Source organism: Chlorogloeopsis fritschii PCC 6912, from assembly GCF_000317285.1.
In the GTDB taxonomy this organism is placed as follows: domain Bacteria; phylum Cyanobacteriota; class Cyanobacteriia; order Cyanobacteriales; family Nostocaceae; genus Chlorogloeopsis; species Chlorogloeopsis fritschii.
Map to the genome: position 1 here is coordinate 20028 of NZ_AJLN01000051.1, position 24214 is coordinate 44241.

The window sequence follows — 24214 nt, forward strand, 5'->3', positions numbered from 1 at the left end:
AAATAACGGGCGAGGAGGGATTCGAACCCCCGACACCGTGGTCCGTAGCCACGTGCTCTAGTCCACTGAGCTACACGCCCTTATCGGTCACAAGAGTCTATATTAACATAACATTACCAAATGACACAAGAAAATTCTCACATTTTATCTGCCAATCTCACTCACTTAGATCGCGAGGGGCAAGCTCAAATGGTGGATGTTTCTGAAAAAACACCCACAGTTCGACAAGCTGTAGCTGCTGCCCAAGTGCGGATGTTGCCAGAAACCTTTGCAGCCATCCAAGCAGGTAATGCCCCCAAAGGCGATGTATTGGGAACGGCAAGACTAGCGGGAATCATGGCAGCTAAACAAACGGCTAATTTAATTCCCCTATGCCATCCCTTGCCATTACAAAAAGTAGAAGTGCTTTTAACACCGGATGCCCAGCTACCTGGTTATCAAATTCAGGCTACAGTCAAAACCAAAGCCGAAACTGGTGTGGAAATGGAGGCTTTAACCGCTGTTTCTGTTGCCGCCCTTACCTTATACGATATGGCAAAAGCCTTAGAAAAGTCGATTCAAATAGAATCAATTCAATTAATCAGTAAAACTGGGGGTAAATCAGGAGATTATTATCAATAAGGAGTCAGAATTCAGAAGTCAGAATCCAGAATTTGAGAATATTCTGAGTTCTGACATATTATAGACGCCAAAGGCAGTTTCCCGCAGTGTATTCTGAGTTTTTTAGTAGTTTTTTGGCAAAACACTACTAAAACTTATTCAATATCACCTACAGCTTCACTAACATCAGTTGGAGCTTGATACTCGCGATCAGGAATCTGCTGCAAGACAGAGATAGCATTCTCATCAGCGCCTTGCTGTTGTGCGCGTTCAATTAACTGTTGTTTGTTAGCCGGATAATCAACGCCTTTCAAATGTTTTTGTAGTTGAATCGGATTTACTTTAGCCATTTTACCTACCTCTAACCTTCCACCTTTATAAGTCATTTCCATATTTACAACCCGATAGATTTATGACCTCTGTCAAATAGATTAAGCACAAAGATTCAGCAGTTTTAATTATTGAAAACAAAGGTCATCCATTTGGCTGATGAGGAGACTTTATCCCTTTGATAGGTTGAAATTGAAGCAAGAGAATTATAAATCTTGCATTGGATAGATATCGGAGGGTAGAAGTATGGTGATGTCGCGTTGGGATCCATTCCGAGAAATGGAACGTTGGGATCCTTTTCGAGAAATTTCTGGCTTGCAACGCGAAATGAATCGCCTGTTTGATCGCATGATGACTACTAGCGGCGAGAGTGGCGAAATGACTGGTTATGCTTTTATACCAGCAGCAGAAATGCATGAAAATCCCGATCGCATAGAACTGCGAGTTGAACTTCCTGGTATGGAAGCAAAAGACTTAGATGTAAAAGTTACAGCCGAAGCTGTTTCAATCACTGGAGAGCGTAGATCTGAAACTAGTGCTGAAGAAAAAGGAATGAGACGTTCGGAATTTCGTTATGGCAGATTCCAACGGATAATTCCTTTACCGACTAGAATCCAAAATGATAAGGTGCAAGCAGAATTTAAGAATGGCGTTTTGTGCCTGACAATGCCTAAAGCTGAGGAAGAAAAAAATAAAGTTGTAACTGTTAACCTCGGCGGACAACAAACTCAGGCGATCGCTGGAGATTACGACAGACAAACTCAACAGCAATTACAATCCAACCAACAATCACAATCTGGGCAACAATTACAATCTCCAACCAGTTAATTTAATTAAATTTTGTAATTGCTGAAGTTTATGTCTAGCTGTTATTTCTGGTGATTAAACTAGTAATAGCATCAGAACAATTAAAAGCAGGATTGACAGGACAATCTCTACAAAAAATTGTGCTGTCAGTCCTATTTTTGCTTGCTCAAAATGATAGGAGTTGAGCATTATGGCAAAAGTAGTTGGAATTGATTTAGGAACAACAAACTCTTGTGTTGCTGTGATGGAAGGTGGACAACCCGTTGTCATTCCCAATGCTGAAGGGCAACGCGTTACTCCTTCTGTTGTAGCTTATACGAAAACAGGTGACCGTTTGGTTGGTCAAATTGCCCGACGCCAAGCAGTCATGAACCCAGAAAACACTTTTTACTCGGTCAAACGCTTTATCGGGCGCAAGTATGATGAAGTTACCAGAGAACTCACAGAAGTTTCTTACAAAGTTCTGCGCGACAGTAATGGTAACGTGAAGCTTGATTGTCCAACTGCACGCAAACAATTTGCCCCTGAAGAAGTTTCTGCTCAAATCCTGCGGAAGTTAGCAGATGATGCTAGCAAATATTTGGGAGAAAGAGTTACTCAAGCTGTGATTACAGTTCCCGCCTACTTCAACGACTCTCAACGCCAAGCTACCAAAGATGCTGGCAAAATAGCAGGTTTAGAAGTTCTCCGTATTATTAATGAACCCACCGCAGCAGCTTTAGCCTACGGTTTAGACAAAAAGACTAACGAAACCATTCTCGTTTTTGACCTTGGTGGTGGAACCTTCGACGTTTCCATTTTAGATGTGGGTGAAGGTGTTTTTGAAGTCCGAGCTACCAGTGGCGATACTCACTTGGGTGGTGATGACTTTGATAAAAAGATTGTAGATTGGATTGCTAACGAATTTCAGCGCAGCGAAGGCGTAGACTTGCGTAAAGACAGGCAAGCACTGCAAAGACTCACCGAAGCAGCCGAAAAAGCCAAAATTGAACTTTCTAGCGCTACTCAAACTAATATTAACCTGCCATTCATCACCGCCACTCATGAAGGGCCGAAACACATTGACACAACCTTGACGCGGGCAAAGTTTGAAGAAATGTGTGGGGATTTGTTGGATCGCTGCCGCATCCCTGTGGAACAAGCTCTCGGCGATGCCAAATTGAGCAATGCAGATATCGATGAAGTAATATTAGTGGGTGGTTCTACCCGGATGCCTGCCGTCCAACAACTAGTACGACGCATGACGGGTAAAGAGCCTCATCAGGGTGTCAACCCCGACGAAGTGGTAGCAGTAGGAGCGGCGATCCAAGCAGGTGTTTTGGCTGGGGAAGTCAAAGATATTCTCCTATTGGATGTTACACCTTTATCTTTGGGCGTGGAAACTCTCGGCGGTGTAATGACCAAAATTATTCCCCGCAATACTACTATCCCCGTCAAGAAATCGGAAATCTTCTCCACCGCCGCTGACGGACAGACGAACGTAGAAGTTCATGTCTTGCAAGGCGAGCGAGAAATGGCAAGCTATAACAAGAGCTTGGGAAATTTCCGCTTGGATGGTATTCCCCCTGCTCCCAGAGGCGTACCGCAAATCGAAGTTACCTTTGATATCGACGCCAACGGCATTCTCTCTGTCACTGCCAAAGACAAGGCTACAGGTAAAGAACAATCAATTTCGATTACTGGCGCTTCTACTCTCGATAAGCAGGATGTAGAGCGCATGGTGCGGGATGCAGAAATTCACGCTGAAGAAGATAAAAGACGCCGCGAGCAAATTGATACCAAGAATAACGCTGACTCCTTAGCATATCAAGCCGAAAAGCAATTGCGAGACTTGGGTGATACAGTTCCTGCTGCTGACAAAAGCCGGGCAGAAGCGCTGATTAGAGATTTGCGTGAAGCCATCAATCAAGAAAATTATGATCGGATGCGATCGCTAACTCAAGACTTGCAACAGGCAATGATGCAAATTGGTAGCGCTATTTATGCCCAAGCTGGTGGTGGTACAACTGGAACTACCGGAACTACTGGTACTACTGGTACGCGTGACGACGGTGAAGATGTAATTGATGCCGATTTTGTGGGGTGAAAATCTGTTTGAGGGTAGGTAAGCTGAAAAACATTTAGTTTGCATATTGACATGAGACTAAACTCTTGTGGGTGGACAAGATGTCCACCCATTTTATGGCAGTGTCACTAACGGTACTGCGTGGCGATTTCTTCAATTAATAGAGCAAACTGTCACTATTGATTTAACAGATTATCTCCTTCCTCCAGTAGATTTAATATTAGGAATTTTAGTGTGGATGGTATCTTTTGCTCAATAAAGCGATCGCATTTACCAACTCTCTGACAAATTGATAATGCCATACTGACGACAGATTATTACCAGCCATACTTTAATTAAACTAAAGTCAGGTTTTTCGATTCAGCAATAAAACAGCTATGCCAGCGGCAAGCGACTTCAAGGACTATTACCAAATTCTAGGGGTGAGCAAAAATGCCACACCGGAGGAGATTAAGAAAGCCTACCGCAAGCTGGCACGTAAGTATCACCCCGATATCAACCCTGGAAATAAAGAAGCGGAGGAACGCTTCAAAGAAATCAATGAAGCTAATGAAGTACTTTCCGATCCAGAAAAACGCCAAAAATACGATGCTTTTGGACAATATTGGCAGCAAGCAGCGACAACTGGAGCAGCACCGCGCAGTCGGGGTACAAGAGTAGATGTTGGCGGCTTTGATTTCGATCAATACGGTAGTTTTGATGATTTTATCAACGAGCTGCTAGGTCGTTTTGGTGGCGCTGGTAGAGGTGGCAGAACTTACAGTTATCGCACTTATACAGACGCTCAACCTGGGTTTGGCGATTTTTATGAAAATGTTGCCACTGAAGCACCTGCTCCGGATACAGAAGCAGCGATCGCCCTTAGTTTCTCTGAAGCGTTTCACGGCACGCAGAAGCGGTTGCAAATCGATGGGGAAACGGTTACTGTGCGCATTCCTCCTGGTGCTAAACCCGGAAGTCGCCTCCGCATCAAGGGCAAAGGGCGTACCAGCCCGTTTTCTCAACAACGGGGAGATTTATATTTAACAATTGAAGTTTTGCCCCATCCATTCTTTCGATTTGAAGGCGATAATATCACTTGTGAGGTTCCAATTCGACCGGATGAAGCCGTATTGGGAGCAGAAATTAAAGTACCTACGCCCGATGGTAGCGTCACGATGAAAATTCCTGCGGGCGTGCGTTCTGGACAATCTTTGCGGTTGCGCGGTAAAGGATGGAAACAGCCCAAAAACGGGCGCACTGATTTAATTATCAAACTACAGATTGTATCTCCTAAAGATTTGAGCCAGGTGGAACGCGAGTGCTATGAAAAAATTCGCGACACTAGCAGTTTCGATCCGCGTGCAGCTCTACAAGAGGTGAAATTATGAATTCAGCTGGGCTATCACGGGTGGTTGTCTCCGAAGAAGGCGATCGCCTCTACACATTTGAATATGCGGCTTTAGTTACACAAACATCAACTGTGCTGATCGAACGCTTTGCCACACTAGGATTGATTTCACCAATTAATTCCATGTTGCGATCGCGCGATATTGCTCGGATTAGTCAAATTTTGCGTTTGCGCCGAGATTTAGGACTCAATTTAGTGGGAGCCGCAATGGTATTAGATATGGCTGAAGAAATCGCCCAACTGCGGGCGCAATTGCAAGCCTACCAATCACGCTCATCTTAAAGGCTCAGAGGCTCTTTGGCAGATGGGAATTTGAATCACAAACTCAGTTCCCTCACCAAGAGTGGAAAAACATTCCAACCTGCCCTTGTGGTTTTTGGTAATAATTTGATAGCTGATAGACAAACCCATACCTGTTCCCTTGCCTACAGGTTTTGTTGTGAAGAACGGATCGAACACGCGTTTGCAAACTTCTTCCGTCATTCCTTGCCCGTTATCAGCGATGTGGATCGATACAAAATTTCCTTGCATTTCAGTCTGAATGCTAATTTGGGGATTAAGTACTGGGAATTGGGGATTGGGAAAAGTTCTTCCTAGTCCCCAGTCCCTAGTCCCTAGCGCCTCTTCCAAAGCATCAATCGCATTAGCCAAAATATTCATAAATACCTGGTTTAAACTACCAGGATAGCACTCTATTAGTGGTAGGTTGCCATAATTTTTTATCACTTCAATTTGCGAGCAGCCTGGTTGATGAAGACGATTTTGTAGAATTAATAATGTACTGTCAATCCCCTCATGAATATTAGCTTCCTTTATTTCAGCCTCATCCAAGCGGGAGAAATTTCTCAGGGATTTGACGATTTCTCTAATTCGTTCTGTGCCAACTTTCATTGATGAAAGTAACTTCAGCAAATCTTCACTCATAAAAGCCAGATCGAATTCTGCTATTTTGTCTTTTATTGTGGATATAGGATGAGGGTATTGAGATTGATAGAGTTGTATTATTTCTAAAAGATTCTGAGTATACCCATCTAAATGGGCAACATTGCCATGAATAAAATTAATAGGATTATTAATTTCATGAGCCACACCAGCCACTAGTTGTCCTAGTGATGACATCTTTTCAGTTTGAATAAGTTGAGTTTGAGTCGTTTTAAGTTCATTTAGAGCATTCTCTAACGCTGCTGTTCGTTCCGCAACCTTTTGCTCTAGATGGGCATGAGAGTCTGCAAGCGTATCTGACATATGATTGAAGACTTTCGCCATTGTGCCAATCTCATCAGCAGAACTATCGATAATTCTAAGATTTGAATTGGGATTCAACCCGATTTGACGCATAATAATTGCGACTTTACGAATCCGGCGATTCACCAATTTCTCGAACAGAATAGAGATTAACCCAAGCAAAATAATTGTCAAACCCAAAAATACGATCAACACAGTTACCCACATTGCCCTTTGATGAATTCGCAGATCTTGAGTGGGAATATAGATGATCAAAGCACTAATAATATCTCCCACACGCCAATGATAGCCTTGTGTTTTTCCATAGCGCTCTACAACTTCTTTTGGAGCAGTTTCAGGATTACTGTGACATTTTAAACAACTTGCTTCTACCTTAATTGGTCGAGCAACATAAAACTGTTCTTGATTATTTATCTTTCTATAGCCAACCAAGTCTTTAATATTTTGAGAATCTCTAAACTTATTAATAAGTTGAATTTCTAACTCATCAGCTTGATTATGAGGATTCAAAGGATTGAGACTGGGTTGTTTGTAAATATATTTTGGAAATCGGTTGTTAAAATACTTAAATATATTATTGGTTGCGAAAGCGGCAGACATTGCCTCTAAAACAAATTCCTTGGTATATTTTTGAACTGATGGGCGTAATTGTTCATTAACATAAAGGCGATTTGCTTCTCCAAATTGAAGAACTAATTCGCTGCGGGTTCGTGCTTCCTGCTCAAAGATTTGAGTTTGGAGATGGTTTATGTAACCCGCACCTATACTCATAAAAATAACTAAACTAATCGCAATCGATATGATAAATTTTATCTGGAGAGATAAACCTCTATTTTTTAATAAAATCATAATCTTACATATTAATATTCAGTCATGGATGTATCCACACCGCAGATGAGATGAGCTAATTATTAACTCTCTTGATTTGCAGATGTTTCAAAATAGCTTTGATTGAGTGTATTGAAGCCTGATTTCAGTATTCCCCAGCCAAACTATATTTTCATCACTATGAGCAGAATTTTGGAGTAAGTATAGTAACGCACCCAGAAATGCAGTGCCTTAAAGCAATGCTGAAGTAGGTGAACATAATTAAACGTAAATAAACGTAAAATGCCTATGCCCAGTAACTAGATAATATAAACTTTTTTCCTTCTGCCTACCTTTGGAAGCCACTACCTTTGGAAGCCGCTAGCTAACGCAACGCCTTACGGCGAACGCGTCTACGTGTCTACTGCCCTCTGCTCTCTGCCTTATACTTAACAACTCTACAAGTTGAGGTTTAGTTTATAAATTATTTCTAAGTTCGGATATGGCTAATATGCGGCTATATCATTGATGAAGTGAAAATAGCTTCTCCAGTTCACATTTTATGACTTTGGTTCACACCGATACAAATCTGAGACTCTTACAAAATCTATGTTCAAAATAATTGAATTGCTATAGATTCATTCGTCTGATGAGATTGAATGCAAACAAATAAAAAAAGGGATAGGTGATTAACCTATCCCAAGGCAATAGCCTTAGAAAACCTAGTTCTAGCTTAAGCTTTTATCCTATTGCCGTAATTAAATTCTCGGTAAAGATTAGGTGCCAGAAGTCCAAGAGTTCATGTACTCGATTTGCTCTGGCGTCAGGGTGTCAACTTTAATTCCCATTGCCTGCAATTTCAAGCGTGCAATTTCTTGATCTACTTCTGTAGGAATTGCATGAATACCGGGTTCCAACTTACCCTTATTCTTAATTAGGTATTCGCAACCAAGAGCTTGGTTAGCAAAGCTCATATCCATTACTGCACTAGGATGTCCTTCTGCAGCAGCAAGGTTAATCAAGCGTCCTTCACCCAGAACTACAACTGATTTACCATTTTGCAGGCGATATTCTTCAGTAAAAGGACGTACTGTTTTTACTTCCTTAGCTTTATCACCCAGAGCCACAAGGTCGATTTCGATATCAAAGTGGCCGGAGTTACAGACAATTGCACCGTCTTTCATTACGTCGAAGTGCTCGCCGCGAATAACGTGCTTGTTGCCTGTAACGGTGATAAATAAATCACCCAGAGGTGCTGCTTCTGCCATTGGTAGGACGCGGAAACCATCCATCACTGCTTCAATTGCTTTGATGGGGTCAATTTCGGTGACAATCACATTAGCGCCGAGTCCCCGTGCGCGCAGGGCAGTACCTTTACCGCACCAGCCGTAACCAACAACAACAACTGTTTTACCAGCCAGTAGGATATTCGTAGCGCGGATAATCCCATCGAGTGTAGATTGTCCTGTACCGTAGCGGTTGTCAAAGAAGTGCTTGGTATCAGCGTCGTTGACGTTAATAGCCGGGAAGGTGAGGACGCCATCTTTGAACATGGCACGTAGCCGGACAATTCCCGTAGTGGTTTCTTCGGTGGTGCCGATGATGTCAGCAAGTTGCTGCTGGCGTTCTTTGACTAGGGTAGCAACCACATCACAACCGTCATCAATAATGATGTTGGGACGGTGATCTAGAGCAATTTGAACATGACGGCTGTAAGTTTCGTTATCTTCACCTTTGATGGCAAAGACAGGAATTTCATAATCAGTGACGAGACAAGCAGCGACGTCATCTTGAGTGGAAAGGGGATTGCTGGCAATTAATACAGCGTCTGCACCACCAGCTTTAAGAGCAATTGCTAAATTTGCTGTTTCTGTTGTGACATGACAGCAAGCAACAAGACGAATACCCGCAAAGGGTTTTTCTTGAGCAAAGCGATCGCGAATTTGCCGCAAAACAGGCATCTCGCGTCCAGCCCATTCAATGCGCTGTCTTCCCAAGGGAGCTAGGGCGAGGTCTTTAACCTCGTGCTTTAATCGGGGAGATGTTGCAGTCATCAAATAGTTCCTCAAAAAAGTAAAAAATTTGCGTAAATGCTTACGCACTCTACTAGATTATTCTAAGACTGGCAAACTCAGCTAAGATTTAAGCTTCTTTCTTAAAATTCATCTTTAAGGCAGAGGAAAGAACCGTAAGGTGGAGAGAAGTCCTGCAGTGAGGCAGTGCGTTGCGGAGCCAGTGCGCCCTTGGGGGTTCCCCCCGTTGTAGCACCTGGCGTCGGGTTAAGAGCGTTGTAGCAACTGCCGTAGACGCCGTACCCCGAAGGGGTTCCCGTAGGGTAGGCGGATAAACGTAAGTAAGGGTTTCCCACGCCCAGGGAACTTCGGAGCACTGTTCACAACGTAAAAATAAGGGTTTGAGGAATTTTAGGCAGTGCCCACCCTACAAACATTGCTTGATAATTTTAATGATTTAGAAAAATTTAATAAATTTTTCTAAAGTCAAGATTAACAGACACTCGACTATGGGCAGGTACAATTACTTAAATTGATTTGCCAGCATGGATTGAAATGAACTAGTAAAGATAGGGAGAGTCGGGGAATAATTGACGCGGAGAGTGGGGGAGTATGAGAGATAAAGAGAATCCTTTATTCCTTTTCCCTGTACCCTATCCCCTGTAACCTGTACCCTATCCCCAGTATTGTAAAGCTCAAGGAGGTGCCCATTGCGCTCTAAATTTGTAGCGATCGCTTTTTCTTCAATGGTTATAACTATTGGAGTAATGCCAAAAGCTACAGCGCAGTTTCCTTTTATCCCTAACCTACAACCACCTGCTTTAAGACCAGCCGATCCAGAAAGCAGAATAGTTACAGGATGGGTTTATTTGGATGGTAGGCGCTTGTTTCAGGTATCCGCTCCAAGAGCGAATTTTACTGAGCGTTTGGAGAGTATCCAGAGTAATTTGTACAGAGCAACCCAAAATTATTTGAATTCGTCTTCCCAAGAAGTCAATGTAGACATCGACGCTACCAAGGGACTACCTATCATCACAGTCAATAATCAATATCTAATGACTGTTACTGCCCAAGATGCCAATCTGCGACAGGTAGATCCTTTGGCGGCGGCAAACCAAATCTCCGAAATTTTAAAGGAAGACTTAAAACAGGCGAGACAGGAACGACGAACTGAGTTTCTACTTAGCCAAGGCGCAATTGCTACCGCGACTGGACTCGGCGTGATCGTCATCAGTTGGGGGCTTTATCAGTGGCGGCAACGCTCAAAACGGCATTCACTACAGCTAGCCTCCCCGACTTCAAGCGCAGCTAGACCAATTACTTCCCAGCTCAATCAACAACATCATCAACATCTTGAAGAAGTAAAAAGACGGCTGCATCAGCTAGCTCAAACGACGCTTTGGGGAGGAGGAACTTTTTTCATACTTGGCTTATTTCCCTATACGCGATCGCTGCAATTAGGAATTTTCATCGGTTTACAAATTCCTTTAAAATTGGCTGCTGTGGGAATTGGAACTTATGTAGCTATCCGTCTTAGCTATGCCCTGATTGATCGCTTCACTTCTGCTTTTGTCAGTAGTAGTGCTTTGCTAACTCCAGAAAGTTCTGAAAGGTTGCAGTTACGAGTTTCTACCATTTCTGGAGTCGCTAAAGGTATTGTTGGGGTTGCTTTATTAGGAGTTGGTACTTTATTTGCTCTCATCTCTTTGGGTATAGATATTGTTCCATTGCTAGCGGGTGCTGGTTTAGTGGGTGTAGCTATATCTCTAGCTTCCCAAAGCTTAATTAAAGATGCAATTAACGGTTTTCTAATTATCTTAGAGGATCAATACGCTCTTGGTGATGTAATTAACGTGGGCAATGTGGGAGGTTTGGTAGAAAATTTGAATCTACGCATGACTCAACTTCGAGATTCGGAAGGACGCTTAATTACTATCCCCAACAGTGAAATTAAAATAGTTGCCAATCTTTCTAGTCGTTGGTCGAGAGCCGATTTAACTATTCCGGTTGCCTACGAAGCTGATATTGACGAAGCTTTGCAATTAATCAAAAATGTTGCCCTAGAAATGGATCAAGATCCGAAATGGCAACTTCCAATTGTAGAAACACCGCAAGTTTTGGGAATAGATAATTTTGGCGATCGCGGTTTATTGATTCGTGTATGGATTAAAACACAGCCACTCAAACAATGGGATGTGGCACGCGAATTCCGCCGACGCTTAAAAATAGCCTTCGACAAAGCTGGAATAACCATTCCTGTACCACAACAAACTGTCTGGGTAAATGATGCTCACCTGCTCAAATCTCAAGCTGATGGAAAGACAAACTAGTTAGTGGTGGGGGAGACAGCAGCCCACAAACTAAACCCTTATCTACCCTCGTAACCAGCTCTTTCCTCGTTTTCTTCGTTACCAGGTTGAACCTGGTAACGAAAACTAGAGCAAGAGTGTTCTCTTGTCCACTAACCACTATCTACTATCTTTATAGTACTTTTGTACTATAATAGAAAAATAGCGTCTACAGAGCCTGCTCAAGTATAAAGCGGCTCTGTGACAGTCCTCTGGAAGATAGATTCAAGGGTTCTGTTCAATGAAAAAGCACTATATTCTCAGCCTCAATCCGACAGCCAAGCACGATTGGGATCGGTGTATTTTACGCGATCCACTGACTGCCAAGCGCCCAGATCTTGCAAAATTAGTTTCTGAAGCAGTCGGTGCTGACACAGGCAGTTATTTGGTAAGTGTAAATATTGAAATACAAGTTTTAGAACAAGCAGCAGTGCCTCAAGCTGAACAACTGTCTTTAAATGTTCCAGAGCTGAATGAAAAGCCACAATTAAGAGAAGTAGCTTAGAACAAATATAAGCTGAAGGTGTTAAAGCAACTTAGGGAAGGTGAACAAGGATAATGGTTAATTGTAGAGACGTGACACGCGCATCTCTACTAAATATCCTTCTTTTGTATAAATTCCCATGAACGTTGCAATCATTGGTTGTGGTTATGTAGGTTCTGCTGTTGCTCGTCATTGGCAACAAAAAATGACTTTAGTTGTCACTGCTACCACAACAACTCCTGAACGAGTTCCAGAATTACAATCACTAGCTCAACGAGTTGTAACAGTCCAAGGAAGTGACTCAGAAGGGCTAAAATCAGTCTTAAAAAATCAAGATGCTGTACTTTTGAGTGTTGCTACAAAAGGGAGTGGCACCTACGAAGAAACTTATTTACAGACTGCCCAGGCGTTAGTTTCAGTCTTAAAGCAGACACCAAGCGTTCAGCAACTGATATACACAAGTAGTTGTTCTGTGTATGGTGAACAACACGGCGCATTGGTAGATGAAGAAACGCCAGTTGCACCGACAACTCCTAGTGGAACAATTCTCAGCGAGACTGAGCAAGTACTGCTTTCGGCATCTAGTGAAAATCTCCGCATTTGTATCCTACGTTTAGGCGGAATTTATGGCCCTCGTCGAGAACTGGTAAAAATATATCAAAGACTTGCTGGTACAACTCGTCCGGGTAGTGGTAATGAACCAGCCAACTGGATTCATCTTGATGATATTGTTGCTGCGATCGAGTTTGCCCGCCGCCACCGCTTTCAAGGTATTTATAATCTTGTGGATGACGACAATCTCACAAATGGTGAAATTGCTAATCGCGTGTGCGAAATCCACAATCTACCCAAAGTTACATGGGATTCTTCCCCAAGCAGTAAGCGTTCCTATAACGCTAAAGTGTCAAATAAAAAAATAAAAGAAGCCGGATACAAGTTTATTCATCCACAAATGCTTTTTAGCTAGTCATCCGCTAACAGAATTTCAGATTTTGGTTTATCCCACAGATAAATCTGAAGCTTTTTCCATCAAGACATTATCAGTCATTAAAGCTAGAGATGATGTAAGTACTTTCTGCTTTTCTCTAAGATAAAATGACAGTTGTTTCCGATAAATTCCCATGATTACTCAAGATAAACTAGCATCTTCTACTCAGTTTTATACCTGGCATAATTATTATTGTGCGTATGAAGTTTATAATCCAAGCAATTCAACACCTACGGGTATTCATTTACTGTTAATTCATCCTATCGGTGTTGGTTTATCAAGACAATTTTGGCAGCGATTTTGTCGGGAATGGTATCAGCAAGGAAATAGCAATCAAATTTATAATCCTGATTTACTCGGTTGCGGCGAGAGCGAGAAACCCCATGTCGCTTGTACTCCAACTGATTGGGCAGAACAGTTACAACATTTTTTACAAACAGTAGTACAAAAACCTGTAGTTGTCGTAGTACAAGGTGCTTTATTTGCAGTTGCAATCGAATTAGTTAAAAAAGAACCAAATTTAATTGCTGGATTAGTACTTGCTACTCCTCCTGCTTGGCCATTAATTAAGAAAGAAGCACCAGAGTGGCAAAAAAAAGGTGTTTGGAACTTTTTAAATTCTCCTTTGGGTAATCTTTTTTATCGCTATGCCCGCAGAGAGAAATTTTTACGTGATTTCTCAACTAAACAGTTATTTGAATCTGCCGATGATATTGATTCAGAATGGTTAGATACTTTACGTAAAGGTGCAGAAGATATTACCAGTCGCTATGCAGTTTTTTCTTTTTTGGCTGGCTTTTGGTTAAAGGATTATAGTAGTGCAGTTGTCTCTATTCAGCAACCAACATTGGTAGTTATAGGTGAAAAAGTATCGAGTATTTCTCAAGAAGGGAAAAAACTTACAGCAGATGAGTGGTTAGCTGACTATCTCACAGCTTTACCTCAAGGGCGCGGGAAAAAAGTTCCTGGTCGAAATATTCTACCATATGAGTCTACAACTGAGTTTGTAAATACGATATCGCCATTTATAAATGAAATAGATTCCGATTAAATTGTGTTCTTAAATATTAAATTAACCCATTGCTTGTAGTTACGATTAGCTATTTTTGTAGGGTAGACACCGTCTAACTTGTCTGAAATACCTATTTTTAGATTTTGGGCAGTGCCCACCTTTTATTGAGAATTGTGCAATATTTTAATCTAACCAAACAATAAATCAGCAATTTATAAAAGATAATACAGGGAAGAAAACATAAGTTTTCCCCCTGTATTCAATATGTTTGATGATTGCGTTTAGGAAGCAACGAAAATTTTACAACTTTCACCAAGATTTTTAAATTTCAGCACCTGCTTTTGGTTGAGCACCCATCGGCGATACATAGTCGCGGAAAAGAGTAATCTGTTGACCAAAATCTAACTGTTTAATCTTGTTAAAAAGTTCTTGAGCTTGTGAGGAAAGTTCGTAATTAGCAGGCATTGGAATGATTGTAGCGTTCTCCATTCCTTGGGCAAGGCGATACCAAAATAGTAATTTGGTAGTGTCGCTAAAAGAGCCGTACTCACGAGCTAATTGATTATCTGCTTTATTAATCAAGTCTCGCTGAAGTTGTAGTTGTTCTTCATGAGATAATTCCTTAACTTGATTAAACAAACCTTCAGCAACTTCTGGCGAAACTGTGCTAGCACCAGGAGCAGCAGGAGTAATAGAATCACCCATTTCTTTGTAGATAAACCAGAACAATGCTAGCTGTTCATCTACTGGTAAATTTTGAAAAGCCTGTACGTGTTCGCGAATATTTGGATCGTTAGATTGAGTAAATGTCATTATGAACTCCGATTGCAATTACATTACTTAACACTACTAGCAAAGTTATCAAAGTAGACTTTGAAATCGAACCCTACTGAAGACAGATGTATCTCAATCAAAGAGAAGAACAATTGAAAAATAAAAATGGCTAATGGTTAATAGCTAATGGTGAATGACTAATGAGAATAAATAATTTGCTATTAGCAATCACATCGCTAGCTAAATATTCATAAGGTGATTAATGATGGATAGACGTTTAGAAGGCAAAGTGGCTATTATCACAGGTGCTGGTGCTGGTATTGGAGAGGCTATTGCCCATAAATTTGCCAAAGAAGGTGCTTCTGTTGTTGTCAATGGACTAGCAGACGATCCAATTGAAGATGTGGCGCAAAAAATTAAACATTATGGCGGCAAAGCGATCGCCTATGCAGGTGATGTTTCACAAGAATTTCACGCTCAAAACTGCGTGCAAACAGCAATTAACGCCTACGGTAAGTTAGATATTCTAATTAACAATGCTGGAGTATTTCTCGCTACAGCCGAAACTCAAGACTATCCTGTTGAGGTATTCGATGAAACCATCCGCATGAATCTACGTTCAGCATTTTTAATGACAAAATACGCACTGCCACACCTGCAAAAAACACGGGGTAACATTGTCTCGGCTGGTTCGGAAGCAGGCTTTAATGGTTTAGCATACAATACACCATACGGCGGCACCAAAGGCTGGATGCATTCATTTATGAAGGGTGTTGCTGTAGAACAAGCCAAACATGGTGTTCGAGCTAACTGTGTATGCCCTGGCGCAATTGATACTGCTTGGACACACAAAGAAGAAGGGCCAATGAACACCGAGATGGAAAAGACTCTCATTCAAGCCACACCAATGGGGCGACGCGGTACACCAGAAGAAATGGCAAATGTCTACGCTTTTATCGCTTCTGATGAAGCAAGTTACGTAACGGGTGCATTATGGCTAGCTGATGGTGGTGTCACTGTCGCCAAAGGAGCTGTTGGCAAAGAAACTCCATTCTGGTTGCGTTCTGAACCAAAGGGTGAATTACGCCTCGATCATTCTCGCGAAGGTTTGGAGAATAAGGAAACACAGTCACGGATGTAGGCAGAAAGAGGACACGGGGACACGGAGAAATATGTTTGATAATTTCTCCGCGTCTTCACAAGCGTCACCGCCTCTCACCCTCCCCGCGTCAATCATTCCCCTCGCTTCTCATAATCTTCGCTAGATGTAGGATCTAATTCCCAACGCCTGTCGTCGCGCTGCTCTAAAATTTCGTTTGTTCGCAGGAATGCCTTATCATCCATCTCTAGTCCGACAGCAGCACCAAGTTCATCAACAATATCTTGATCGGGAGTAGGGGCAGTGCCACCAACTGCTTCATCACCTACGTCTGCCTCTAGTTCCCAAGCTGCATCTATATCACCCCCTGTTATTTCTGGGCTAGCTTCTGCGTTCCCCTGTGTCTGATACCGTTGTTTGCGATCGCCTATGTTATAACCTGGCTCATCCTTCACACCAGTGCCGTAAGATTCTGTAATTTCCTGGGGTAAGTCAGAAATTTGCGATCGCAAATCTTCCTGTTGGGGTTGCTTGTCTGGATCTACTTGATTGAGTTGAGCTTCTAAATCTTCTTGAGCTTGATAATCTTGTTGAGATTGTGGATTTACCATAAATACTTGTCCTTTCTGCACCCTCACGATAACGCTTTATTTTCCAACGTTTGTCGTCCTAAAGTTCTATCCCTTTAGGATGAAAAGAATTTCACTCTTTGGAGCGAAGAGCAAATAGAAATTTCTGCATAACCTTAAAAGAGTGAATCCACGCTATAGCCACTTCATCTAAAGTTATGAGTTATGAAACACAGGCATAAATTATTTTTCTTTTGCCTTAGAAAAATCATAGCTCATAACTATTTTTTTAATCTAGACTTCAAGCAAAAATATTTTTTGTTTCTTTCCTAAGACATATCAAATTCATATTAATGAATATTTCTATTGAATGAAGAAATCTAAAATATCAAAATCCAAAATGTTTGTATAACTAAGAGTTCATGGTCAAGTCACATAGGATTGAGCTAGGGTTTATAAAAGGAGTCTCCTCTGTTCAATTAAATAATCTTTAATAGAATGTAGTAGAGCTTCATTTTATAAATTCTAGCCATTTTTTAATTGAGACAGCTATTATTTTATTTTCATCTATCTTTCTAAAAAAGTTGTATCAATTTTAGATATTGTCAAATTCATAAAAATTAATTTTAGTATCCTAGTTAAACTAAACAGCTAACAAATAAATATTAATTTAATATCGTTAGCGGAGGTAGAAAGGTGAAATATGACGAGTTTGTTAAACACGTTGAAAGTGTTGCTCAATTAAATTCTCGTGAAGAGGCAGAACGTGCTACCCGTGCAACACTAGAAACAATTAGAGAGCGGATAGTTGGCGATGAAGCTAATCACTTAGCTGCGCAGTTACCAGAAGAGTTGGCAGGATACTTACGTGGTCGAGAAGGTGAGAGTGGTCAAGCATTTTCTATGCAAGATTTTATATCTAAGGTAAGTGAAAAAGAAGGTGTTGACCCAACTGCGGCAGTGATACATATCCGCTCTGTATTCACAGTCTTACAAGATGCAGTCACACCTGGCGAATTTGCTGATTTTCAACATAATTTTTCAGAAGATTATGCAGAACTGTTTCCTATTTCTCCAAGTAGTGAACTACCTGCATAAAAGTAGGGGTTTAGACGCACTCTGCAAAGCTTTTTACAAAGTACGTCAAGTCGCCCGTAGAAGAAGTTATGAGTTTGGAATGAATACAGTATCACTCGTAACTAGAGGTCAATAACCTTTACTGAAATAACTAATATCAAGTTGTAAAAAAAATACAAGGAAATTCAATGGCACTTAACAATTCCAACAAGAAAAAAGTCGCTATCCTCATTGAAAACGGTGTAGAGGATTCAGAATTTCAAGTACCATACAATGCGCTCAAACAGGCGGGGATGGAAGTAGTTGTCCTTGGTTCCCGCATGAACGAAAAATATCATGGAAAAAACAATAAAGTTTCCATGCAGCCTGATGGAACGGCAACCGAAGCAGTGGCTGCTGAATTTGATGCTGTCATTATTCCCGGTGGCATGGCTCCCGACAAAATGCGACGGAACCCCAACATGGTACGCTTTGTCCAAGAAGCGATGCAGCAAGGAAAATTAGTAGCCGCAGTTTGCCATGGCCCGCAACTTTTAATTGAAGGTGATTTGCTCAAAGGTAAACAAGCTACTGGCTTCATTGCAATTCGCAAGGACATGATCAACGCTGGTGCGAATTACATAGATGAACCCTTGGTAATTGACGGTAACTTAATTACATCTCGTCAACCTGGAGACTTAGCTATATTTACCACAGCTATTTTGAGCCGTTTGGGATATGGCGGTAAAGAAGCTGCATTACCTCAGGAAAATGACCAAACAGCAGAATGGTGGAAACTGGCTGATGCTTGGGGTGGTTCTACCAAAGGTGAGATAACTAAAGCTTTGAATACTGCCTTAGCTGGTGAACGCTATGCACTAGAAGCACTAGAAAAATACATTGAAAAAGAATCAGATACACAAGTAAAATCTCTGTTTCAAGAGATGGTTCCACTGAGACAACGTCATATCCAAAGATTGGAAGGACGACTGAACGAACTTGGAGAAAAACCTTCCTTAGCTGCCAATATTGCTGACAAGTATGCCAAGGTGAAAACTACTTTTACAGGTAGTGACGATATTTATCAGTTACGTTCCGCCTTGGGTGATTTGCAAACTGGTATAGGTGATATTGGCAATTTATGTGCAGCACTTACCGATCCAGTATCAACTAGGATTTTCACAGAAATTCACCAAGATTTGTTGATGTACGAGCAGCGTCTAGCGGATCTGTATCGGGCACGAATGGGCGCACAGGTGAAGCCGACTCAGCCTACTACAGGGGCAGCGGTGAGCTAGGTAGGGACTAGGGGCTAGGGACTAGGGGCTAGAACGTGAATCAGAATTCTCCGCGTCCCCGCGTCTCCATCTCCCCGTGTCCTCTTCCCAATCCCCGATACCCTTTTCGCTTAGTGAAGGAGATATACAAGTGACATCAACATCTGGAAATGAGTTGAGCGGTGGTAAAGGTGAAGCTAGTGAAGCCGAACGTTGGGCTTCTTTAATTGGTGGTGGTGCCTTGGTGCTAATGGGCTTAAGAGAACGATCGCTCAAGGGCGCATTGATGGCACTGGCGGGTGGAGGTTTAATTTATCAGGGTGCGACTAAACAAAGCACAGCAAAACAAGTGCAGGAAGCAATCGGCATGAGTCAAGCTATCAGAGTTGAAAAGACGGTAACAATAAATAAAGGGGCAGATGAACTTTACCGCTTTTGGCACAATTTCGAGAATCTACCTAGATTCATGAAACATCTCAAGTTTGTAAAAGTGTATAACGATAAGCGTTCTCATTGGATAGCCAATGCACCCTTAGGTCAAAGCGTAGAGTGGGATGCAGATATTCTAGAAGACCGTGAAAACGAGTTTATTTCTTGGGCATCGGTAGAAGGGGCAGATGTTGACAACTCTGGTTTTGTCCGCTTCACAAAAGCACCAGGCGATCGCGGCACTGAAGTAAAAGTTGTTATGGAATATAATCCACCTGGCGGAGCGTTGGGAGCCGCTGTAGCCAAACTCTTTGGTGAAGAACCAGAACAACAGATTGGTGATGAATTACGCCGTTTCAAAATGCTGATGGAAGCAGGTGAAATCGCTACAACCGAAGGGCAGCCAACAGGGAAATAGGGAATAGGTTACAGGTGACAGTTTTTCCCTATAACCTGTAACCTGTCCCCTGTCCCCTATACATTCCTAGTCCCCAGCCAAAATCTAGAGTCTAAATTGATATGAAAGCAGCTTGCTGGCACGGTGCCAATGATGTGCGGATAGAAACAGTTCCCGATCCGAAAATTCTTAATCCGCGTGACGCTATTCTCAAAATTACATCAGCAACTATCTGTGGTTCTGACCTGCATATCTATGACGGCTATATCCCAACAATGCAACCTGGTGACATTATCGGTCACGAATTCATGGGAGAGGTAGTTGATATTGGCAGTGAAGTCAAGCTTTTAAACAAGGGCGATCGCGTTGTTGTCTCTTCAATTATTGGCTGCGGTCAATGCCACTATTGCCAACATCAAATGTGGTCGCTTTGTGATAACTCCAACCCCAACGCTTGGATGCAAGAAAATGTTTATGGGTTTGGAACATCAGGTATCTTCGGTTATTCCCACGCCTTTGGTGGTTATGCAGGAGCCTTTGCAGAATACGTGCGCGTGCCGTTTGCTGATTTCGGTGCAATCAAAGTTCCAGAAGGGATTTCTGATGAAAAATTGCTGCCCATTTCCGATGCTTTCCCCACCGGCTACATGGGAGCAGATTTGTGCGATATTCAACCTGGAGATATTGTAGCGGTTTGGGGTTGCGGCCCTGTGGGATTGTTTGCCATGCGTAGTGCCTATATGTTGGGTGCAGAACGAGTGATTGGTATCGACCGTTTCCCCGAACGCCTGCAAATGGCCAAAGACTTTGCCAAAGCGGAAACCATTAACTATGAGGAAATAGATGCAGGGGAAGCCCTTAAAGAAATGACGGGAGGACGAGGCCCTGATGCGTGTATTGACGCAGTTGGATTAGAAGCTCACGGCACAGGTTTAGAAGGATTTTACGATGAAGCCAAGCAAGCGGTACGACTGGAAACTGATCGCCCGCACGTACTGCGGCAAATGATGCTTGCCTGTCGTAAAGGCGGCACTCTCTCAATCATGGGAGTTTATGGTGGCTTTGTAGATAAACTTCCAATGGGCGCAGCCTTCAACAAGGCTTTAACTTTCAGAATGGGGCAAATGCACGGTCAGAAGTATATGCCCTTGTTATTGGGTTATGTCTTGGAAGGCAAAATCGATCCGTCGCAAGTTTTTACCCATCGCTTACCTCTAGAAGAAGCGAAGCAGGGCTTTGAAATTTTCAAACATAAAAAGGATAACTGCATCAAAGTTCTGCTGAAACCGTAAACAGATTTGGTTGGTTGTTAATGGTGAATAGTTAATGGTTAATTGCAATTAGCTATTAGCTATTAACAATTAGCAGTCAACAACTATCTACTATCTACTAACAATTAAACGATTTAATCGGAGGATATTTATGAACAAATTAATTTCTGTACTAAAAAATCTGCGCTTGCATAAAATTCTCACAATTTTTGTGTTAGGATTAGCTGTTTTTATCATGCAGGCTTTTGGTAACACAGCGCAAGCTCTAGCTGATGAAACCGTGAAATCTCCATACGGTTATTATTACAAAGGTACACCTGATGAAAACATTTCTACTCAAGATAGAAATATTTTCAATCAAGACAGAAATATTTCCAACCGAGATAGAAACATTTTCAATCAAGGCAGAAACGATAATCAACAGTTAGAACGTAGCGATAGATATTCACAAGGTAGTCTTAATAATAGTGGTGAAACTGTGAAGTCTCCCTATGGCTACTATTACAAAGGTACTCCAGATGAAAACGTTTCCAATCAAGTGTTAGATAGTGCGAAAAGAAATCTGAAAGATACTGCTGAGAACGTTCGCGATCGCCTTAATCTTGATGAGCCAGCACCCAAAGCTACAAAAGACTTTATCCAGTCAGCCAAAGAAAAAGTTGGAGAGGCAGTTGAGTCATTAACTGGTGGGCAAAATCAACCAGATTATTCCCAACGGCAAGAGTATCGAGATCCAAGATATTACCAAAAACCACTCGATAAATAATGCCGTTTCTGAATGAAGTTGGGTCTATATAATATATACCCCCAGCTTTACTGTACCTCCGCTAGAGCAGGCTAGGGTGTACACACAAGTCTATTTTTTCTCATTACCATGCTCTGCATGGTGATGAAAACTGTGAGGCTCCGCCTCTTCATCAGGCAGAGCCTAAATCAATGCTTTCCCAGGCTCCAGCCTGGGAAAGAGAAAAAAGGGATTTGCGTGTACACCTTAGCTAGAACAGGGGGGTCAAATGTTGAAATTTACATATTGATTATGAAAGCAGTTTGTTGGAATGGTGCCAAGGATGTTCGAGTCGAAACTGTCCCAGATCCAAAAATTTTAAATCCCCGTGATGCAATTATAAAAATTACCTCCACAGCGATTTGTGGTTCCGATCTGCATCTTTATGACGGCTTTATCCCCACGATGGAAAAGGGCGATATCCTTGGCCACGAATTTATGGGGGAAGTCGTTGAACTGGGTAGCGAGGTCAAGAATATAAAAATAGGCGATCGCGTGGTCGTTCCTTTTACTATTTCTTGCGGTAATTGCTTTTTTTGCAACCGCGATTTATGGTCGCTATGCGATAATTCCAACCCCAATGCTTGGATGGCTGAAAAGCTGATGGGACATTCGCCGGCGGGTTTATTTGGCTACTCTCATATGTTGGGTGGCTATGCAGGCGGACAGGCAGAATATGCCCGCGTACCCTTTGCTGACATTGGCTTGTTCAAAATTCCCGATGGTTTAACAGACGACCAAGTACTCTTTCTCACTGATATTTTTCCCACTGGCTACATGGCAGCAGAAAATTGCCACATTAAGCCAGGAGACATTGTTGCAGTTTGGGGTTGCGGCCCGGTCGGACAATTTGCCATCAAAAGTGCTTTTCTTTTGGGTGCAGAACGTGTGATTGGTATTGACCGCATTCCAGAACGCTTGCGTTTAGCTGAGAGTTATAGCGGTGCGGAAACTATCAATTATGAAGAGGTCGATCCAGGGGAAGTTCTCAAAGAAATGACTGGCGGGCGCGGGCCTGATGCTGTTATTGATGCAGTCGGTATGGAGGCACACGGTACCAATTTCGATGCTTTTTACGACCGGGTTAAGCAAGCAGTACGCCTGGAAACAGACCGACCAACAGCACTCCGGCAAGTACTCCTTACCTGTCGCAAGGGCGGTCATGTATCGATTCCGGGTGTTTACGGTGGTTTCCTTGACAAAATTCCAATGGGTGCAGCTTTCAACAAAGGGCTGACATTTAAGATGGGACAAACCCACGTCCACAAATACTTGCGCCCCTTACTAGAGCACGTTCAAAAAGGTGATATCGATCCATCATTCGTGATTACTCATCGCCTACCCCTAGAACAAGCACCTCACGGTTACGAGATTTTCAAGCACAAAAAAGACAACTGTATTAAAGTAGTGCTCAAACCATGAGGCAACCCCCCAACCGCAGAATTGGAACTCTGCTAGCTCGCAATTGGTGGACGCTAGCATTACGTGGTGTGTTGGCAATTCTCTTTGGTGTGGCAGTTTTTATTTGGCCAGCAATTTCCATTGCTGTGCTGGTAGCGTTATTTGGTTTCTTTGTGCTGTTGAGCGGGATTCTGGCTGTAATCGCCGCCTTAGGGAGTCGAGAGCCAGAAGAAAATAAATGGCTACTGTTGTTTGAGGGAATAGTAGGGATTATCGCTGGTGTGTTGGTCTTTTTCTGGCCTAGAATCACGGCTTTAATACTGCTTTACTTCATTGCTGCTTGGGCTATTGTTACTGGCATTCTCGAAATTATTGCTGCTATTCAACTGCGCAAAGAAATTGAGAATGAGTGGTTGTTAGCGATCGCTGGTATTGCCTCGGTACTCTTTGGCATTTTAGCGGCAATTTGGCCTGGTGCAGGTGCTTTAGCAATTCTCTGGGGGATAGGAGCTTACGCAATTATATTTGGCATTACGCTCTTAATTCTTGCTTTGCGGTTGCGAAATTGGCAAATACCAGGCCCGCCAGTCATGTAGTTAGATGAACGCAATTTAAAAACAAGAGGAAAAAATATGCCTGATACAACTGTTACAAAGATTGACTCTGCTCATTCTCCCAAAGGTGAACATGGAGAAAAATATCTCGCCTCTGGCAAATCTATTTCTATGCGTCTTTGGGAAGATGAACAACCCGGCGAACCAAAAGAACAAACAGCACGAGAGTATGAAACTGTTGGTTATGTAATTAAGGGGCGTGCTGAATTGCACATTGAAGGTCAAACAGTGTTGCTCGAAACAGGGAATTCTTGGGTAGTGCCAAAAGGAGCTTCTCACACCTACAAAATCTTAGAACCATTCACTGCCGTAGAGGCAACCAGTCCGCCTGCCCAAGTTCACGGACGAGATGAAAATTAACTTGTGAAATGTGCGCTGTAAGATCCCCGGCTTCTAGTCAAAGTCGGGGATCTGCGTTTTTTCTGACAAAGCCAAAAAGCGAAATAACCTCAGTC

25 protein-coding genes and 1 tRNA gene are annotated in these 24214 nt (G+C 42.3%); 19 read left to right on the top strand and 7 right to left on the bottom strand.

Going from position 1 to position 24214, the window contains the following annotated elements; genetic code table 11:
• Positions 1–6: 6 nt before the first annotated feature.
• Positions 7–80, bottom strand: a tRNA-Arg gene (locus tag UYC_RS0107600).
• 40 nt (positions 81–120) lie between these two features.
• Here UYC_RS0107600 and moaC point away from each other — a divergent pair.
• Complete coding sequence (gene moaC / locus UYC_RS0107605; RefSeq protein WP_016877417.1) at positions 121–621, top strand: cyclic pyranopterin monophosphate synthase MoaC; 501 nt, start codon at positions 121–123, stop codon at positions 619–621.
• 134 nt (positions 622–755) lie between these two features.
• Here the strand turns inward: moaC and UYC_RS0107610 are convergent, their stop codons facing one another.
• Positions 756–950, bottom strand: a complete 195-nt coding sequence (locus UYC_RS0107610) for a DUF2795 domain-containing protein (RefSeq protein WP_026087653.1) — start codon at positions 948–950, stop codon at positions 756–758.
• A gap of 226 nt (positions 951–1176) precedes the next feature.
• On the opposite strand from UYC_RS0107610, the gene UYC_RS0107615 reads away from it, so the two are divergent.
• The 5 genes from UYC_RS0107615 to UYC_RS0107635 all read left to right on the top strand — a co-directional run bounded on the left by UYC_RS0107615 (position 1177) and on the right by UYC_RS0107635 (position 5474).
• A complete protein-coding gene (locus UYC_RS0107615) occupies positions 1177–1758 on the top strand; it encodes an Hsp20/alpha crystallin family protein (protein ID WP_016877415.1) in 582 nt (193 codons plus the stop codon).
• Between the two features lie 169 nt (positions 1759–1927).
• Positions 1928–3823, top strand: a complete 1896-nt coding sequence (gene dnaK, locus UYC_RS0107620) for a molecular chaperone DnaK (protein WP_016877414.1) — start codon at positions 1928–1930, stop codon at positions 3821–3823.
• 67 nt (positions 3824–3890) lie between these two features.
• Positions 3891–4061, top strand: a complete 171-nt coding sequence (locus tag UYC_RS38830; protein ID WP_016877413.1) for a hypothetical protein — start codon at positions 3891–3893, stop codon at positions 4059–4061.
• 118 nt (positions 4062–4179) lie between these two features.
• Positions 4180–5172 (top strand): DnaJ C-terminal domain-containing protein, encoded by a 993-nt coding sequence (locus UYC_RS0107630; protein WP_016877412.1) that lies wholly within the window; start codon positions 4180–4182, stop codon positions 5170–5172.
• A complete protein-coding gene (locus UYC_RS0107635) occupies positions 5169–5474 on the top strand; it encodes a chaperone modulator CbpM (RefSeq protein ID WP_016877411.1) in 306 nt (101 codons plus the stop codon). Before UYC_RS0107630 ends, UYC_RS0107635 begins: the two co-directional genes overlap by 4 nt.
• Here UYC_RS0107635 and UYC_RS0107640 read toward each other — a convergent pair.
• Both UYC_RS0107640 and ahcY read right to left on the bottom strand, forming a co-directional pair.
• Positions 5466–7286 (bottom strand): c-type heme family protein, encoded by a 1821-nt coding sequence (locus tag UYC_RS0107640; RefSeq protein ID WP_016877410.1) that lies wholly within the window; start codon positions 7284–7286, stop codon positions 5466–5468. The two genes, UYC_RS0107635 and UYC_RS0107640, sit on opposite strands and share 9 nt — an antisense overlap.
• A gap of 734 nt (positions 7287–8020) precedes the next feature.
• Positions 8021–9298: an adenosylhomocysteinase gene (gene ahcY, locus UYC_RS0107645; protein ID WP_016877409.1), complete on the bottom strand. Its 1278-nt coding sequence runs from the start codon at positions 9296–9298 to the stop codon at positions 8021–8023.
• A 668-nt stretch (positions 9299–9966) separates the two neighbouring features.
• Here ahcY and UYC_RS0107650 point away from each other — a divergent pair.
• The 3 genes from UYC_RS0107650 to UYC_RS0107660 all read left to right on the top strand — a co-directional run bounded on the left by UYC_RS0107650 (position 9967) and on the right by UYC_RS0107660 (position 13055).
• The gene (locus tag UYC_RS0107650; RefSeq protein ID WP_016877408.1) at positions 9967–11586 is read left to right on the top strand and encodes a mechanosensitive ion channel family protein; all 1620 of its coding nucleotides are present in this window, start codon (positions 9967–9969) and stop codon (positions 11584–11586) included.
• A 259-nt stretch (positions 11587–11845) separates the two neighbouring features.
• Positions 11846–12109, top strand: a complete 264-nt coding sequence (locus UYC_RS0107655) for a hypothetical protein (protein ID WP_016877407.1) — start codon at positions 11846–11848, stop codon at positions 12107–12109.
• Positions 12110–12227: 118 nt separating this feature from the next.
• Positions 12228–13055: an SDR family oxidoreductase gene (locus UYC_RS0107660; RefSeq protein ID WP_016877406.1), complete on the top strand. Its 828-nt coding sequence runs from the start codon at positions 12228–12230 to the stop codon at positions 13053–13055.
• 30 nt (positions 13056–13085) lie between these two features.
• Here the strand turns inward: UYC_RS0107660 and UYC_RS39860 are convergent, their stop codons facing one another.
• Positions 13086–13211, bottom strand: a complete 126-nt coding sequence (locus UYC_RS39860) for a hypothetical protein (protein WP_268744639.1) — start codon at positions 13209–13211, stop codon at positions 13086–13088.
• Here UYC_RS39860 and UYC_RS0107665 point away from each other — a divergent pair.
• A complete protein-coding gene (locus tag UYC_RS0107665; protein ID WP_016877405.1) occupies positions 13210–14127 on the top strand; it encodes an alpha/beta fold hydrolase in 918 nt (305 codons plus the stop codon). The genes UYC_RS39860 and UYC_RS0107665 overlap by 2 nt on opposite strands.
• Positions 14128–14409: 282 nt before the next feature.
• On the opposite strand, the gene UYC_RS0107670 is transcribed toward UYC_RS0107665, so the two are convergent.
• Positions 14410–14901 carry an orange carotenoid protein N-terminal domain-containing protein gene (locus UYC_RS0107670; protein ID WP_016877404.1) on the bottom strand — a complete coding sequence of 164 codons (492 nt, stop codon included), beginning with the start codon at positions 14899–14901 and terminating at the stop codon, positions 14410–14412.
• Between the two features lie 223 nt (positions 14902–15124).
• Here UYC_RS0107670 and UYC_RS0107675 point away from each other — a divergent pair, with 223 nt between their 5' ends.
• A complete protein-coding gene (locus UYC_RS0107675) occupies positions 15125–16003 on the top strand; it encodes an SDR family NAD(P)-dependent oxidoreductase (RefSeq protein WP_235083038.1) in 879 nt (292 codons plus the stop codon).
• A gap of 92 nt (positions 16004–16095) precedes the next feature.
• Here the strand turns inward: UYC_RS0107675 and UYC_RS0107680 are convergent, their stop codons facing one another.
• Positions 16096–16572, bottom strand: coding sequence for a DUF6335 family protein (locus UYC_RS0107680; RefSeq protein WP_016877402.1), 477 nt, complete (start codon positions 16570–16572; stop codon positions 16096–16098).
• Positions 16573–17226: 654 nt separating this feature from the next.
• Between UYC_RS0107680 and UYC_RS0107685 the strand changes: the two genes are divergently transcribed.
• The 8 genes from UYC_RS0107685 (at position 17227) to UYC_RS0107720 (ending at position 24119) form a co-directional block, all read left to right on the top strand.
• Complete coding sequence (locus UYC_RS0107685) at positions 17227–17628, top strand: DUF2267 domain-containing protein (protein ID WP_016877401.1); 402 nt, start codon at positions 17227–17229, stop codon at positions 17626–17628.
• A 167-nt stretch (positions 17629–17795) separates the two neighbouring features.
• The gene (locus UYC_RS0107690) at positions 17796–18884 is read left to right on the top strand and encodes a DJ-1/PfpI/YhbO family deglycase/protease (protein ID WP_016877400.1); all 1089 of its coding nucleotides are present in this window, start codon (positions 17796–17798) and stop codon (positions 18882–18884) included.
• A 130-nt stretch (positions 18885–19014) separates the two neighbouring features.
• Complete coding sequence (locus UYC_RS0107695; RefSeq protein ID WP_016877399.1) at positions 19015–19710, top strand: SRPBCC family protein; 696 nt, start codon at positions 19015–19017, stop codon at positions 19708–19710.
• A 101-nt stretch (positions 19711–19811) separates the two neighbouring features.
• Positions 19812–20981 (top strand): zinc-dependent alcohol dehydrogenase, encoded by a 1170-nt coding sequence (locus UYC_RS0107700; protein ID WP_016877398.1) that lies wholly within the window; start codon positions 19812–19814, stop codon positions 20979–20981.
• 130 nt (positions 20982–21111) lie between these two features.
• Positions 21112–21726, top strand: a complete 615-nt coding sequence (locus UYC_RS0107705) for a hypothetical protein (protein ID WP_016877397.1) — start codon at positions 21112–21114, stop codon at positions 21724–21726.
• A 270-nt stretch (positions 21727–21996) separates the two neighbouring features.
• Complete coding sequence (locus UYC_RS0107710) at positions 21997–23166, top strand: zinc-dependent alcohol dehydrogenase (protein ID WP_016877396.1); 1170 nt, start codon at positions 21997–21999, stop codon at positions 23164–23166.
• Positions 23163–23741, top strand: a complete 579-nt coding sequence (locus UYC_RS0107715) for an HdeD family acid-resistance protein (protein WP_016877395.1) — start codon at positions 23163–23165, stop codon at positions 23739–23741. Before UYC_RS0107710 ends, UYC_RS0107715 begins: the two co-directional genes overlap by 4 nt.
• Positions 23742–23777: 36 nt before the next feature.
• A complete protein-coding gene (locus UYC_RS0107720) occupies positions 23778–24119 on the top strand; it encodes a cupin domain-containing protein (protein WP_016877394.1) in 342 nt (113 codons plus the stop codon).
• The last annotated feature ends 95 nt before the right edge of the window (positions 24120–24214 follow it).

Coding starts and splice junctions, on each gene's coding strand:
- UYC_RS0107640 (WP_016877410.1), bottom strand. CDS start 7,286: ATGATTTTATTAAAAAATAGAGGTTTATCTCTCCAGATAAAATTTATC.
- UYC_RS0107655 (WP_016877407.1), top strand. CDS start 11,846: ATGAAAAAGCACTATATTCTCAGCCTCAATCCGACAGCCAAGCACGAT.
- ahcY (WP_016877409.1), bottom strand. CDS start 9,298: ATGACTGCAACATCTCCCCGATTAAAGCACGAGGTTAAAGACCTCGCC.
- UYC_RS0107690 (WP_016877400.1), top strand. CDS start 17,796: ATGGCACTTAACAATTCCAACAAGAAAAAAGTCGCTATCCTCATTGAA.
- UYC_RS0107670 (WP_016877404.1), bottom strand. CDS start 14,901: ATGACATTTACTCAATCTAACGATCCAAATATTCGCGAACACGTACAG.
- moaC (WP_016877417.1), top strand. CDS start 121: ATGACACAAGAAAATTCTCACATTTTATCTGCCAATCTCACTCACTTA.
- UYC_RS0107635 (WP_016877411.1), top strand. CDS start 5,169: ATGAATTCAGCTGGGCTATCACGGGTGGTTGTCTCCGAAGAAGGCGAT.
- UYC_RS0107630 (WP_016877412.1), top strand. CDS start 4,180: ATGCCAGCGGCAAGCGACTTCAAGGACTATTACCAAATTCTAGGGGTG.
- UYC_RS0107660 (WP_016877406.1), top strand. CDS start 12,228: ATGAACGTTGCAATCATTGGTTGTGGTTATGTAGGTTCTGCTGTTGCT.
- UYC_RS0107710 (WP_016877396.1), top strand. CDS start 21,997: ATGAAAGCAGTTTGTTGGAATGGTGCCAAGGATGTTCGAGTCGAAACT.
- UYC_RS0107700 (WP_016877398.1), top strand. CDS start 19,812: ATGAAAGCAGCTTGCTGGCACGGTGCCAATGATGTGCGGATAGAAACA.
- dnaK (WP_016877414.1), top strand. CDS start 1,928: ATGGCAAAAGTAGTTGGAATTGATTTAGGAACAACAAACTCTTGTGTT.
- UYC_RS0107680 (WP_016877402.1), bottom strand. CDS start 16,572: ATGGTAAATCCACAATCTCAACAAGATTATCAAGCTCAAGAAGATTTA.
- UYC_RS0107705 (WP_016877397.1), top strand. CDS start 21,112: ATGAACAAATTAATTTCTGTACTAAAAAATCTGCGCTTGCATAAAATT.
- UYC_RS0107720 (WP_016877394.1), top strand. CDS start 23,778: ATGCCTGATACAACTGTTACAAAGATTGACTCTGCTCATTCTCCCAAA.
- UYC_RS0107715 (WP_016877395.1), top strand. CDS start 23,163: ATGAGGCAACCCCCCAACCGCAGAATTGGAACTCTGCTAGCTCGCAAT.
- UYC_RS0107675 (WP_235083038.1), top strand. CDS start 15,125: ATGATGGATAGACGTTTAGAAGGCAAAGTGGCTATTATCACAGGTGCT.
- UYC_RS0107610 (WP_026087653.1), bottom strand. CDS start 950: ATGGCTAAAGTAAATCCGATTCAACTACAAAAACATTTGAAAGGCGTT.
- UYC_RS39860 (WP_268744639.1), bottom strand. CDS start 13,211: ATGGGAATTTATCGGAAACAACTGTCATTTTATCTTAGAGAAAAGCAG.
- UYC_RS0107665 (WP_016877405.1), top strand. CDS start 13,210: ATGATTACTCAAGATAAACTAGCATCTTCTACTCAGTTTTATACCTGG.
- UYC_RS0107615 (WP_016877415.1), top strand. CDS start 1,177: ATGGTGATGTCGCGTTGGGATCCATTCCGAGAAATGGAACGTTGGGAT.